The organism is Emticicia sp., from assembly GCF_043780375.1.
Lineage (GTDB): Bacteria > Bacteroidota > Bacteroidia > Cytophagales > Spirosomataceae > Emticicia.
In genome coordinates this window covers 1-13,639 of sequence record NZ_JAYWCU010000171.1, presented here as the reverse complement: position 1 = coordinate 13,639, position 13,639 = coordinate 1, and the positions used below count along the sequence as shown (strand labels likewise).

General features: G+C 36.3%; 7 protein-coding genes. 3 read left to right on the top strand and 4 right to left on the bottom strand.

Translation table 11 applies throughout. The annotated features are described in order from the left end of the window. Positions 1–69: 69 nt before the first annotated feature. From ACH2CJ_RS13530 to ACH2CJ_RS13515, 4 genes are all read right to left on the bottom strand, one after another. Positions 70–1,494, bottom strand: a complete 1,425-nt coding sequence (locus ACH2CJ_RS13530; protein WP_394993417.1) for a hypothetical protein — start codon at positions 1,492–1,494, stop codon at positions 70–72. A gap of 85 nt (positions 1,495–1,579) precedes the next feature. Beyond that, positions 1,580–3,586 carry a gliding motility-associated C-terminal domain-containing protein gene (locus tag ACH2CJ_RS13525; RefSeq protein ID WP_394993416.1) on the bottom strand — a complete coding sequence of 669 codons (2,007 nt, stop codon included), beginning with the start codon at positions 3,584–3,586 and terminating at the stop codon, positions 1,580–1,582. 154 nt (positions 3,587–3,740) lie between these two features. Continuing rightward, entirely contained in the window at positions 3,741–4,991 is a 1,251-nt protein-coding gene (locus ACH2CJ_RS13520; protein ID WP_394993414.1) for a DUF1501 domain-containing protein, read from the bottom strand. Between the two features lie 440 nt (positions 4,992–5,431). Next, on the bottom strand, positions 5,432–6,847 hold the full coding sequence (locus tag ACH2CJ_RS13515; RefSeq protein ID WP_394993413.1) for a DUF1800 family protein: 1,416 nt from the start codon (positions 6,845–6,847) through the stop codon (positions 5,432–5,434). Between the two features lie 250 nt (positions 6,848–7,097). Between ACH2CJ_RS13515 and ACH2CJ_RS13510 the strand changes: the two genes are divergently transcribed. The 3 genes from ACH2CJ_RS13510 to ACH2CJ_RS13500 all read left to right on the top strand — a co-directional run bounded on the left by ACH2CJ_RS13510 (position 7,098) and on the right by ACH2CJ_RS13500 (position 13,534). Next, positions 7,098–11,228, top strand: a complete 4,131-nt coding sequence (locus ACH2CJ_RS13510) for a class I tRNA ligase family protein (protein ID WP_394993412.1) — start codon at positions 7,098–7,100, stop codon at positions 11,226–11,228. Between the two features lie 149 nt (positions 11,229–11,377). Then, the gene (locus ACH2CJ_RS13505) at positions 11,378–11,806 is read left to right on the top strand and encodes a heavy-metal-associated domain-containing protein (RefSeq protein WP_394993411.1); all 429 of its coding nucleotides are present in this window, start codon (positions 11,378–11,380) and stop codon (positions 11,804–11,806) included. A gap of 174 nt (positions 11,807–11,980) precedes the next feature. After that, the gene (locus ACH2CJ_RS13500) at positions 11,981–13,534 is read left to right on the top strand and encodes a group 1 truncated hemoglobin (protein WP_394993409.1); all 1,554 of its coding nucleotides are present in this window, start codon (positions 11,981–11,983) and stop codon (positions 13,532–13,534) included. The last annotated feature ends 105 nt before the right edge of the window (positions 13,535–13,639 follow it).

Genomic DNA, 13,639 nt, shown 5'->3' with positions numbered 1-13,639 from the left:
TAGAGAAGCGAAATATATAGAAATTCACGGAAGGTAAGTTTTATTGAGTGTTATATTCTGTATGCGAACTTACAAAGTTTTTCTGTAAATTACTGATAATCCAATATTTTTTGAATACAAAGTACCAATATCGAATGTAACTTGGCTTGATAGAGAGGCATTGTTATTTAAAGAGTAGTTAGTATTTATCTTTCCTGAAAACTGGTTTTTTGATAAATTAACGCGATAAATACCAAGATTAGAGCTAAAAGTACCCCCAAAAAGATAGGAAACTTTTTTTATGAGTGTGCCATTTAGATAAGCTGAAAAGGCTTTTATTCTATTATTGTAAATTACTCTATCATTCTCCAAGATAAAAGGAGTACCTATAATCAAATTATTATAATCATACGAAATATATTGTCCGTGAGAAAAATAATCATCATATTCAACGTAATTAGAGGTCTTATATTTTCCGAAACGGTATAAACCTTGGCTAACTGTATGAAGGTACTCTATTAATACTTTTTTTACTATATAGTGTTTTTTAAGATTTATACTCAAACCATAGAGTCCATCTTCAATATTATTCAATGTATAGAGGGAACGTGCAAAATCATACGGTTGTTGCTTATAGAATAATAACTTCATTTTATTGTTTTCAAATTCAAAGCCAATATCAGCCGAACCCAAATGATTCCCTATTGCCAAGCCACTATCATAAGAGGTTAGTTTATCAGTATTTAGTTTAACAAGTTTTTGCAAAAAGGGAATTAGTACAAACTGATAACTATATAAAGGATAAGGCGTTAATTTTCCATCTTTGGAGTAAAAAGGGTCTTTATTTTCTGTAATACCTCCCCATTGCACTTGGTGATTAAATCCTGCATAAAACTTGAATTTAGCATCTTCTTTTCCAATTCTACCATAAAGCCATTTTTGGTGTAGATAATAATCTTTTACGTATCCTTGGTCTCCAAACCACCCATGACTTATGCCACCTTTGATAAAAATTGAACTTTTACCCATTTGTCTATAATTAGGAACAGAAATCTGAATCTTAGGTATCGGCAGAGCATTTCCTGACCAAATATAGGAACCAGATGTAAGTGTAGTATCAACCAAGCCCATTATTTCTCGTCTTCTACCACCATAAAACTCAAATGCTCTATAACGAACTTTTAGGTAGGCCTCTGGCAATAAAAGTCCACTTTGTTTACCAACATTGGCAACACCCCAAAAACCATAGCCAATACCAAATTTTTTTAGCTTTTGATTTTCATTTGTAGTGGAATCATATTCTTTGTGAGCAGAGCCTCGAAAAGTGAGAATTGGGGCTTGTAATGGTACAATTCCATATTGATTGGAACGTAGCCAAAAAGGAGTTACGCCCGATGTTGAGAGATAAGTTCCTGCCTCTAATTGGTATTTTATATTAGAAAAAAGTGTTTGTGAAGAGCAAACTTTACAAAAAAGGCATAGAAAACACAATGTTACAAGGAAAAATCTATTCATAATATTTTTTAGAAACTCCCCTCCGTGCGACGGCCGCTCCATGTGGAGAGGGGTTGGTGACGGTCTGCCGTTGTCGAGAGGTGCTTTATCTCAACAGCAAAAATTTTCCAGATTTATTAAATTCCTGTCCATTTTTGAGTTTGGCGTATATTTTATAAGTATAAATATCAGTTGGGGCACTAGCATTTTGAAATTTTCCATCCCAAATAGTTGTCACGTCATTAGAAGTAAAAACTGGATTTCCCCAACGATTATACACTTGCATTTCAAAGTCAATAATACGTTTAGTAGAGCCTTTTATTTCTAAATTATCATTGATGTTATCATCGTTTGGCGAGAAAGCATCTGGTAAAAAAAGCTTTACTGAGATTGGAATAATATAAATATTGGACAAACTTTCTTTGCCATCGTTAGAAATAATTTTTATCTGATATTTAGCTTCTTCGTCAAATTTGTCAAGTAATGGAATATACGTTATTTCAGTAGCATTTTTAGTTACTTCAGTTGATGCGATATTTGTTCTCTCATCGTAGCTTTGGACTTCAAATTTACTAATTATAGTATTTCCAAAAGGTGATTGGTTTGTCCATAGTAAATTTCCAATGGCATTTTCATTTAATAATATAGAGCAAAATGCTGGTGAAATATCTGATTCACTATCACATTTATCAACAAATGAAACCTTATAGCAATATGATTTTTCTGAAGCATTAATAGAAGCATCTGTAAGTGTTTTTACTGTCAAACTACTATCTATTTGCTTTAGTCCATTATCTTCGACTCGATAAAGGCGATACTTCTTTCTAATTAATGACCATGTACTATTATCATTAAAATTAAGCGATATTGCATCAGTTGGGTTTACTGAAACAAATCCATCAGTTATAGCTGGAGGGTGAACGCTTTTTCGATCAACACATTGTTTTTGAGAAACAGTAGCTGTTTCATTATAAGTAGAACCTGTATATCCCGCATAGGCACTTATTATTTTTGAAGACAAGGTATAACAATATTTTTTACTACAATCTGCTGTAATATCTAAATATGGACTGGTAACACCATTAAAAGTAAGTTTATTTGTACCCTCTTCTCTAATAATTTGTGTAACTACTTGGTTAACATATGTAAAAACGCCAGTATTTTGAATTTTCCCAATTGACGATGGTTGCCAAGTAATTTGGTAATCATCGTCAATTGGCTTTAGGGTAAATGGTATTGAACAGACTTCATTAGAATATTCGTAACAACCTCCTTGTCCAACCCTTCCTACAGCAAAACATTGACTTTTAGCTGGATTTAAGATTGTCATCTTAAAAATACCTGCTTTAACCTTGGGCATTGAACTGTTTGGAATAGCTCCTGCTTGGTCAATCGAACGGCTTGAAATATAATAATCGGCATCGGGGTTTCCTTTCAAAGTTATAGTTGCTTCTTTTCCATCTTCACTTAATTCAATTTTTTCGATTCGAGGAAACATTTCTCCTCTATCCATATTAATAGTGATTGGCTGTGCCGCTGGGCAATTATTCGGTATGGTATATAAACCTTCAACTAAAAGGTTTTGGATTGCAGATACTGGAAAAGTTTTTTTTACAGAATATGGGAGAACTGTACCTATAGGTATATTATCTATACTTCCATCACTCCATTTTATTCTATAGGAATCGAAGTTATTAGCTGGAGAATTTCTTATGGTTAGTATAATTAATGAATTATTACAGGCTTCATAACTTATATCTGGCTTATTATTCTCTCTCACCGTAACCAAATTACAAAAATACATCTCCTTGCCGTTCTTTTTGCCATACTGCAAAATTACGTATTGACCTGCAGCAAGAAATGACCATTTAGTATTAGTTGTAGGATTAAGACCCGCGAGTTTTGAAGCATCCTCGCCTTGATAACCAAAGATATACTTCACTTCTGTTCCACCCGAATTATCTTTGATTCTTACTTCTTGCCCTATGCAAATGGTTGATGGTGTTTCAAAAGTAAATCCTCCTTTTTCAACACCCGTTTTATCACATAAACCTTGTGCGTAAACAGAAGTCGAAAATAAAAGCAGAAAAAATATTCTTGAAAGATTTCGCATAGAAGTTAATTTGCCAATTTCAACTACAAAATTGCATATAAATAACGTACTTCTTGCTTATTAATTCTGAATTTTCTTTATTTTTTTATTTAATGGTCAGAAATTTTGATATAAGATTTGAGACAAGAGACAAAAGAATTTTACTTATAATTTGTTATAATAAATTTAAACTTTGAAATGTCTTTCCCAAAATAGTTTTATCATTTATTTTAAGCCAATCTTGTAGAAGAGTAGTATATATTTGTCGAAAATCAACTGAAAACTTCAAATCTCCTTCGTCTAAATCTGTTAAATTTGGTGCTTCATTTAGCACTTTTGGTCGGTTTAGCTTTTCGGCAATCAAGAATATATTATTGGCTGTACCGTGGTCTGTGCCACCGCTGGCATTTTGTTTTACTCGTCTGCCAAATTCTGAAAAAGTCATGATGGCTACATCATTCAATCTATTATTTTTCTTCAAATCATTCACAAAAACATTGACCGAATCGGCATAGTTTTTCAATAATCGCTCTTGTTGGTTCAATTGATTAAAATGTGTGTCAAAGCCCGAAATACTTACATAATAAACACTCGTCGGCATTCCCGAAACTATTAGCTCTGAAATAGTTTTCAATCGTTGTCCCAACTCTCCTTGTGGGTATTGACTATTACTTTTATAAATCTTCGATTGGACGGCATCCCGTTGGGTGGCAACCCGCTGGGCGGCAACCCGCTTTGTATACAGAAACTCCGCTGAAGAGGCTGTTTCTGCCAAAGTTTTATACAAATAAGCTACATTATCATGCTCATTGACAGAAGTGTTTTTGGCTATTTTACTCATAAAATCTCCGCTAACTTGTTTATAAAGTTTTTCGGGGTCTTGCACAGCTAATGCTTTTAGTTTTTCGCCTTTCATCGATAGACTCAAGGTATCGTCAATTTCTAAAGCACGGTAAGGTAGGCAGCTTCCTCCTGCACAATTGGCATCTAAATAACGTCCAATCCAACCTGTGTTTAAATATTCGGTTGATTCGCTTGCTGTCTGCCAAATATCCATCGAACGAAAATGTGAGCGGTCTGGATTTGGATATCCAACATTATTAATGACACTCACCAAACCATTGTCATACAAACTTCTGAGTGACTCCATTGCAGGATTTAAGCCCAAATCATCATTGAGTTTTAAGACTTTTTCGCTTGGAATGGCTATTGATGGACGAGATTTATAATAAATATCGTTGCGATAGGGAACAACAGTATTAAGTCCATCATTTCCACCCGATAGTTGTATAATTACTAAAACTTTTTCACTCGTCTGAATAGCTCCTAAGTTTTGTATTTCAAAGGCTTTCAGAAAGTTGGGTATCATCATGCCACCAACGGTGGCTAATGCTGACTTTTTTATAAAATTTCTTCTTGAGGTCATAGCTTTACAATTGAGTTTTTTGCTCCCTCTCCAATTGGTAAGGGGGTGAGTCTGTTAAATTTTCCTTTTTCAAGTCCTTCTCCAGTGGAGAAGGATTTAGGTTGAGGTGAAAAAGTATAAAATAAGTCTTTTTAACCTCTGCCCCCTCTCCACAAGAACAGGGCTGTTAAGTTCTAATGATTTCCCATCCTTGAAAAAAGGAGGTGAGACCAACGCTCGGTGTCTTGACGAATCGGACGGGGTGGTAAAATCACGGAAATTTACCACCTCCCCTTTTAAAAGTACAAGAAAAATATACTTTTAAAAGGTACTCCTCCTTGAAAAAAGGAGGAGAAATTAACTCAAACAGCCCTGCTCCACAAGAAGAGGGGAAAGGGTCTTATTCGAGAACTTAAAGTTCTGAGGGCTGGGGTCGGCCGCCGTGAGGTAATTTCAGAAATTTAGCAAACCTGATATTCTGGCAACATCATTAGTGCTAAAGTTGCTTTTTTAATAGCTTCGGGGTCTGTCTCATTTTGCATTTTATTTGTAATTCCTTGCTTAAATACCTCATTAACAGGCACTTGCAAAAGATATTGACTTAATTCCTCAACAATATTTTTGTTTTTTACTAAAATAGCTTTTGAAAACCCTTCCCAATCAACATTTGCTTTGAAACTACGTTTTTTATTTTGATATTCGGTATTTACATCGCCGTCTTTTTTGGCTGAGATATTACTTTCTTTTCCCGAAAACATCATGGCTGGTAATTGCATCCGAAACAATAAACTTGAACTATCAATCCAATTTCTTCCACCAGCCCAGCCCGCTACATTTGGTGGATAAAGTAAAACTTGTCCTAAAACTTTTTGAATGTAGAGATTAGGCTGTTGCTCTTCAAAATTGGCTCCCAGCATTCGTTTCAGTCCAACCAATAACTCAACTGGAGACTTTATATGCGTACCAATATTTTTTTCATCATAAAACCAATCAGCTGTAAAGATATTTTCTATCAAATCAGCAATGTCGTAATTAGTTTTGTAAAAACGCTTAGATAATTCTGTAATTCTTTGATTATCAACATTTTCATTGACAAAATATTTGTAAATTTTAGTCGTAATAAAGTGAGCCGTTTCTTTCTTTTGCAAAATCATATTTATGACATCTTCACCTTTGAAGTTGCCCGTTTTGCCAAAAATCGTTTTCTCGCCATCATCGTGCTGAAATTCTCTGAAAATGAATCTTCCCTGAATATCAAAATCCCAACCTGTGAAAGCCCTTGCAACTTCTTTAATATCTTTTTCGGTATAATTTCCTCGTCCGAGAGTGAATAATTCCATTAATTCTCTCGCAAAATTTTCATTTGGACTACGTTTTTTATTCTGTTTATTATTCAAAAATTGCAACATCGAAGGCTCTTGCGAAACAGCCATCAATAAATCACCAAATTTCCCAAGGGCGTGTTCACGAAGCGTATTAAGATAACTTTGAGAAAAGGCAGGGTTCAGGCTTCGAGAAACCAAATGTCCGTGCCAAAACAAAGCCATTTTTTCTCGTAAAACACCTTTTTCTGTCGACATAATATCAATCCATGTCGTGTTGAGTGTACCTTGTTCTTCTTTACGGTCTTTCTTTAAATCTTTAAACTTCTCTCTCACAGCTTCGCTCCCACTCTCTTTTTTCATTTCACGTAACTGTCGCAATTCGGCGGCGATTTCTTTCAAATCTACAATATCAATAGGCTTATACTGCTCGGCGTCATGGAGCATTTTCTTGAAGATTTGTTTGGCTGAATGTTTTTCTGCTGCTCGCACAACCGAAAGTGGTTCACTGAAACCGGCTCTCCAATATAAATGTTGAATGTGTTTTTGTAGCATGATGTTTTATTTTAATAACTGGTCTTTTGATACAAAAAAGTAGCTAAAGGTTTAATCAGTATTGGAATTATGTTCTTTGAAGGGCAAAAAATCCTTATCTTTGCACCCTTAATCTTGACAGGATTAGAAAGATTATAAGATAGACACGATTTGTTTTGAATATTTTACAATTAAACATATCAACAAATCGAAAATATTATAATCTTACTAATCTTAAAATCGCTTAATCCTGTCTCATTTTTTATTCATTATGTATTACAAAGAATATAAATCAATCAACTACGCCGCTATTGCCGACGAGATTCTGGAGTTTTGGAAGAAAGAAAAAATCTTTGAAAAATCAATAGAAGTACGTGAAGGACAACCCGCTTTTACATTTTTTGAGGGACCGCCTTCAGCAAATGGAACGCCTGGCATTCACCACGTGATGGCTCGTTCGATTAAGGATATTTTTTGCCGTTATAAAACCCTTAAAGGCTACCAAGTAAAACGAAAAGGTGGTTGGGATACACATGGATTGCCTGTTGAGCTCCAAGTCGAAAAAGAGCTGGGCATCACCAAAGACGACATTGGCAATCGGAACGCCGAATCGTACATTAGCATTGAAGAATATAATCAAAAATGCCGTGAAACGGTGATGCGTTTTACTGACCAATGGGACAATCTAACCGAAAAAATGGGTTATTGGGTTGATTTAGAAAACCCTTATATTACCTACAAAAACGAGTATATTGAGAGCGTTTGGTACTTATTAAAAGAATTTTATAAAAAAGGATTGCTTTATAAGGGCTATACAATTCAGCCATATTCGCCAGCGGCAGGAACTGGACTAAGTTCGCACGAACTAAATATGCCAGGCACTTATAAAGATATAAAAGACACTTCTTTGACCGCTCAGTTTAAGGTTTTAGAAAATCATAAGTCGGAATTTCTTTTTGAACTACTACCTCACCGAAGCGACGGTCGCCCTAAATCCCTCTCCAATAGAGAGGGACTTGACTCTTACCCCTCTCCAATGGAGAGGGGCAGGGGTGAGGTTTTCATCTTAGCTTGGACAACTACGCCGTGGACACTTCCTGCAAACTCAGCCTTGACAGTTGGAAAAAACATTAATTATGTTTTAATAAAAACCTTTAATCCTTATACTTTTTTGCCTGTAAACGTAGTTTTGGCGAAAGAGTTAGTAGGAAAATATTTTACAGAAAAGGGTAAAGACGGAGATTTTAATGGTTTTGAGGTTTCCGACAAAAAACTCATTCCTTGGACAATTATATCAGAATTTAAAGGCTCAGATTTAGACGGAATTGAATATGAGCAATTACTGCCTTACGTTCAACCTGAAACAGCCGCTTTTAGAGTAATTATGGGTGATTTTGTTACAACTGAAGATGGTACTGGGGTTGTGCATACGTCGCCAACTTTTGGTGCAGATGACTTTAGAGTAGCTCAACAGCACGGTATTCCGTCAATCATGGTGAAAGATGAAACTGGAAAAGATGTACCGATTGTTGACAAAAGGGGTCGTTTTGTAAAAGAAATTACTGATTTTGCTTTAGAATATGTAAAAGAGGCTTATTTATCTGACGAAGAAAAAGAAGTTGAACGCATTAAACAAGCGGGTGGCGGACCACATCGTGAAAAATACCTTTCGGTGGACGAACGCATTGCGATTAAGCTAAAAACTGAAAACAAAGCCTTCAATGTGCAACGATATGAGCATACCTACCCACATTGTTGGAGAACTGATAAGCCTATTTTATATTATCCGTTGGATAGTTGGTTTATTCGGACTACAGCCATGAAGGATAAATTGGTGGAATTAAACAAAACCATCAACTGGAAACCTGAAAGTACAGGAACTGGGCGTTTTGGCAATTGGCTTGAAAACTTAGTAGATTGGAACTTGAGCCGTAGCCGTTATTGGGGAACGCCATTGCCCATTTGGCGTTCGGAAGATAATGAAGAAGTTTGTATTGGTTCGGTAGAAGAGTTGATAAATGGACTCAAACACGCTTTGAAAGATGAAATTTTAAATGAAGAACAGCGAGCAAAAAATGAAAAATTTATAAACGCTTATCATAATAGTAAAAAATCCAAAGAGTCACCCTCTGTTGTAGAAAGTGGGGTTGAAGAAAATATTACATGGGAACATTTTATTTATCAATCTAATTATAAAGATTGGTCAAATTTAAAAAATCTTGCACGTGAAAACCGAAAAAATCAAACTCAAGCGGAGAATATTATTTGGCAAGAAGTCAGAAACTCTAAGTTAGGATTCAAATTTAGACGGCAACATTCTATTGATACCTTTATAGTAGATTTTATATGTATTGAGAAGAAGTTAATTGTAGAAATAGACGGAGATATTCATAATGAAACTATTGAATATGATGAAATGAGAACAAAATTCTTGAATCTGAGAGGATTTGAGGTTATTAGATTTAGCAATAATGAAGTATTAACAAATATAAGGGGAGTTATTGGGGAAATAAATATAGCATTAAAACCTCGCCGTAGCGACGGTCGCCCTAAATCCCTCTCCACAGAAGAGGGACTTGATTTAATAACTGTTCTACACCCCTCTCCAGTGGAGAGGGGCAGGGGTGAGGTTTTTGACTTGCACCGCCCTTTCGTAGATGAAGTTTACTTAGTTTCTCCAAGCGGAAAAATTATGCAACGTGAGTTAGATTTGATTGACGTTTGGTTCGATTCGGGAGCTATGCCTTTTGCTCAATGGCATTATCCATTTGAAAATAAAGAGATTTTTGATGCCAATTATCCCGCTGATTTCATAAGTGAAGGTGTCGACCAAACTCGTGGTTGGTTCTTTACGCTTCATGCCATTTCGGGCATGTTGTATGATTCGGTTGCTTTCAAAAATGTCGTTTCTACGGGTTTAGTGCTTGACAAAAATGGGAATAAAATGTCAAAACGTCTCGGTAACGCTGTTGACCCATTTGAAACTTTAGGCAAATATGGTGCTGACCCAACTCGTTGGTACATGATTACAAATGCTGAGCCATGGGATAATTTGAAATTTAATTTGGAAGGAATTGGCGAAGTACAAAGAAAATTCTTCGGAACTCTTTCAAATACTTATAATTTCTACGCTCTTTATGCGAATTTGGATAAATATAAAATGACCGAATTCGACCGAGTTCCATACGAGCATTTGCCAGAACTTGACCGTTGGATTCAGTCGAAACTTTATACTTTGATAAAAGAAGTTGGAGAGCAGTACGATGACTATAACCCAACCAAAGCAGGGCGTTTGATTCAAGATTTTGTTTGTGACCAATTATCAAATTGGTATGTGCGTTTGTGTCGTCGCCGTTTTTGGAACGGTTCGTCGCACGAAGGAGAATTGACCCAAGACAAGCGTGCAGCCTACGAAACGCTTCAGCATTGTTTGGTAACTGTGGCACAGCTAATGTCGCCAATTGCACCTTTTTATGGCGATTGGCTCTATAAAAGCATGACAGATTGTATTCGTGAAGAAGCAATCGAAAAAAATACACCACTTCGACACGAGTCAGTACACTTTACAGATTGGCATATTTATGAAGAAAATTGGGTCGATAAAGATTTAGAGGCCTCAATGGATTTAGCTCAAAGCATTTCATCGCTGATTCATTCATTGCGTAAAACACACAAGATTAAAGTACGCCAGCCGTTGCAAAGAGTTTTGATTCCTGTGCTGTCCGAAAATACTCGTAAACAAATACGCCACGTAGAAGAAATCATCAAGTCAGAAGTAAATATTAAGTCAATTGAATACATTGATGATGATTCAGCAACGTCCGTTGGGGGATTTTTGAAGAAAAAAGTAAAACCAAATTTCAAGACCCTTGGGCCGAAATATGGCAAAGACATGAAAGAAGTTGGTAATTTTATCAACTCAATGTCTGCCGAACAATTGAAAGAATTAGAAAAAAATGGAGAATTACCCACTCATTCGGGAACGGGCGGAGAACCGCCTCACTCTTTCACTCATTTAAAATTAGAAGACGTCGAAATCCAAACTGAAGATGTTCCGGGTTGGTTAGTTGCTTCTGACAATGGCATAACTGTTGCTCTCGACATTACTATTTCTGACGAACTTCGCCAAGAGGGCATTGCTCGTGATTTTGTTAATCGTATTCAAAATTACAGAAAAGATAATGGCTTTGAGGTTACAAACAAAATCAACATTCAGCTTTGGAACAATAACCAAGCATTAGCCAATGCCATAGACGCAAACCGTGAATATATCAGTCAAGAAGTACAAGCACTTTCTTTGAAAATTTTCGAGGAATATCCATTAGGGGAAAAGCCAACAAATGCAGTCGAAATCGAAATGGACGAGTTTATGCTCGTGTTAAGTGTCGATGTTGAGAAATAATTTTTTGATTTATTACCAAATAATATTCAAGCAAATAGCAAGTCTTTTAGACTTGCTATTTGCTTTTTAAAAAACTTTCTAAGAAAATAAATCCAACTTTTCAATTTGTTCGTAAATGCTGGTAGACAGCAATTCAAAAATTTACGACTATGAAAAATTTACTCCTCAAATCCGCCAAGGTTGTCGGTTTTCTAACCTTGACATTCTTTGTTTCTATGCTCGTTTGGGCGAACTGGGAAGAGCCACCTCTCTCTCAAAAACTTGACCTTAAACCAATCCACCTTGCAGTTTTCGACCTTGACAAACAAGTTAATGCTGCAGATAGTAGCTTAATTTCTCAAAAATTAAGTGCTGTAACTGGCGTAACAGCTTGTACTATAAACCCCGAATTCAAAACAGTAAGCGTTACTTATTACGACGACCAAGTTTCGGAAGATGCCTTGAAAGCCGTAGTTCAACAAAAAGATTATATTGCATCGAAAGTAAATTTTGCCAAAATGGAAGGACCAAAATGTCCTGTCCCGATGGAATATATTGACTTTTTTACTGACATGAAGCAAACGCTTTGTTTGCGATAATCTGCTGTTTTTAGCAAAATATTAAATTAGGAAATTTGTAGCATTAACCTAATTCGCAAAAAACTCTTTTTTGCGAAGATGTTATTTTTTGCCTAAAAAAACCTTAGACCACTGATTATCAGTGCATTATGCGTTCATTTTTTAATTTTTTTTAACAATAACCAATTTTTCACTATGAAAAAAAGTGTCTATTTATTGCTTGCGGGAGCGTTGTTCTTCACTGCTTGCAAAAAGACTACGGAAGAAGCACCAAAGTCTTTGTATGTGCGTCTGGGGGGAAATGCTGCCATACAAGGCGTAATTGACCAATTTGTCGCAAATGTTGCCGGTGATACTCGTATCAACGCATTTTTTGCTGATGCCGCTGCTGATCCTGTTCGTTTGAAAAAACTGCGTGATAACTTGATAAATCAAGTTGGTATGGCTACTGGCGGACCAGAAATTTACTCAGGATTAAGCATGAAAGCTGCCCACAAAGGAATGAATGTGCAAGAAGCCGACTTCAATGCTTTGGTAGATGATTTGTCTAAAGCCTTGGACAAATTTAGTGTACCAGCAACCGAAAAATCAGAGTTATTGGGTGCTTTGGCAACCATGAAAGCTGATATTGTTGAGCCTGGTGCTTCTCTTTATGCTCAATTGGGTGGAAATGCGGCAATTTCGGCAGTAATTGACCAATTTATTACCAACGTGGCTGGAGATACCCGTATCAATGCGTTTTTTGCTGATGCCGCTGGCGACCCAGCTCGTTTGACAAAATTACGTAACAACCTTATCAACCAAGTGGGTATGGCAACTGGAGGAATGGAAAAATATACTGGCCAAACAATGAAAATTGCCCACAAAGGTATGAATGTACAAGAAGCAGATTTTAATGCATTGGTAGATGATTTAAACAAGTCTTTGTTAAAATTCAATGTCCTTCCAGTGCCAAGAATGCAATTGTTGGGTGCTTTGGCAACTATGAAAGCTGACATTGTAGAGCCTAACGCTTCTCTGTATGCTCAATTGGGTGGAAATGCGGCAATTTCGGCAGTAATCGACCAATTCATTACAAATGTTGCTGGTGATGCTCGTATCAATGCGTTTTTTGCTGATGCCGCTGGCGACCCAGCTCGTTTGATGAAACTACGCAACAACCTTATCAATCAAGTGGGTGCTGCAACAGGTGGAACTGAGAAATATACTGGCTTAGATATGAAAGCAGCTCACAAAGGTATGGGTGTTGGCGAAGCCGATTTCAATGCTTTGGTAGATGATTTGAACAAATCTTTGCTTAAATTTAATGTTTTTCCTAAGCCAAGAAATCAGCTATTAGGTGCTTTAGCAGCTATGAAAGGTGATATTGTAGAGGGCAATACACCACTTTACGCACGTTTAGGTATGAATGCGGGCATTACAGCTGTTATCGATGATTTTATCGGAAAAGTTGCTGCCGATAAGCGTATTAATTCGTTTTTCGCTGCCGCTGCTGCTGACCCTGTTCGTTTGAATAAATTGAAAATGAATCTTGTTAATCAAGTAGGTGCTGCATCGGGTGGAGCAGAAAAATACACTGGTTTATCAATGAAAGTTGCTCACAAAGGTATGAACATCAAAGATGCCGAATTTAATGCTTTAGTTGAAGACTTGAATGCTTCGTTGATTAAATTCAACGTTCAGTCAAAAGCAAAAATTGAGTTATTGGGAGCATTAGGCGGCATGAGAGCTGATATTGTTGGTCAATAATAACACTATTAGACTTCCTGCGAAAGTATTTTAAGTCGAAAAACACCATCTTTTCGGCTACAAATTGAGCAAATTTTTCAACCGTAGCGGTGCTATGCTTTCAAA

Coding starts and splice junctions, on each gene's coding strand:
- ACH2CJ_RS13510 (WP_394993412.1), top strand. CDS start 7,098: ATGTATTACAAAGAATATAAATCAATCAACTACGCCGCTATTGCCGAC.
- ACH2CJ_RS13525 (WP_394993416.1), bottom strand. CDS start 3,586: ATGCGAAATCTTTCAAGAATATTTTTTCTGCTTTTATTTTCGACTTCT.
- ACH2CJ_RS13505 (WP_394993411.1), top strand. CDS start 11,378: ATGAAAAATTTACTCCTCAAATCCGCCAAGGTTGTCGGTTTTCTAACC.
- ACH2CJ_RS13530 (WP_394993417.1), bottom strand. CDS start 1,494: ATGAATAGATTTTTCCTTGTAACATTGTGTTTTCTATGCCTTTTTTGT.
- ACH2CJ_RS13515 (WP_394993413.1), bottom strand. CDS start 6,847: ATGCTACAAAAACACATTCAACATTTATATTGGAGAGCCGGTTTCAGT.
- ACH2CJ_RS13520 (WP_394993414.1), bottom strand. CDS start 4,991: ATGACCTCAAGAAGAAATTTTATAAAAAAGTCAGCATTAGCCACCGTT.
- ACH2CJ_RS13500 (WP_394993409.1), top strand. CDS start 11,981: ATGAAAAAAAGTGTCTATTTATTGCTTGCGGGAGCGTTGTTCTTCACT.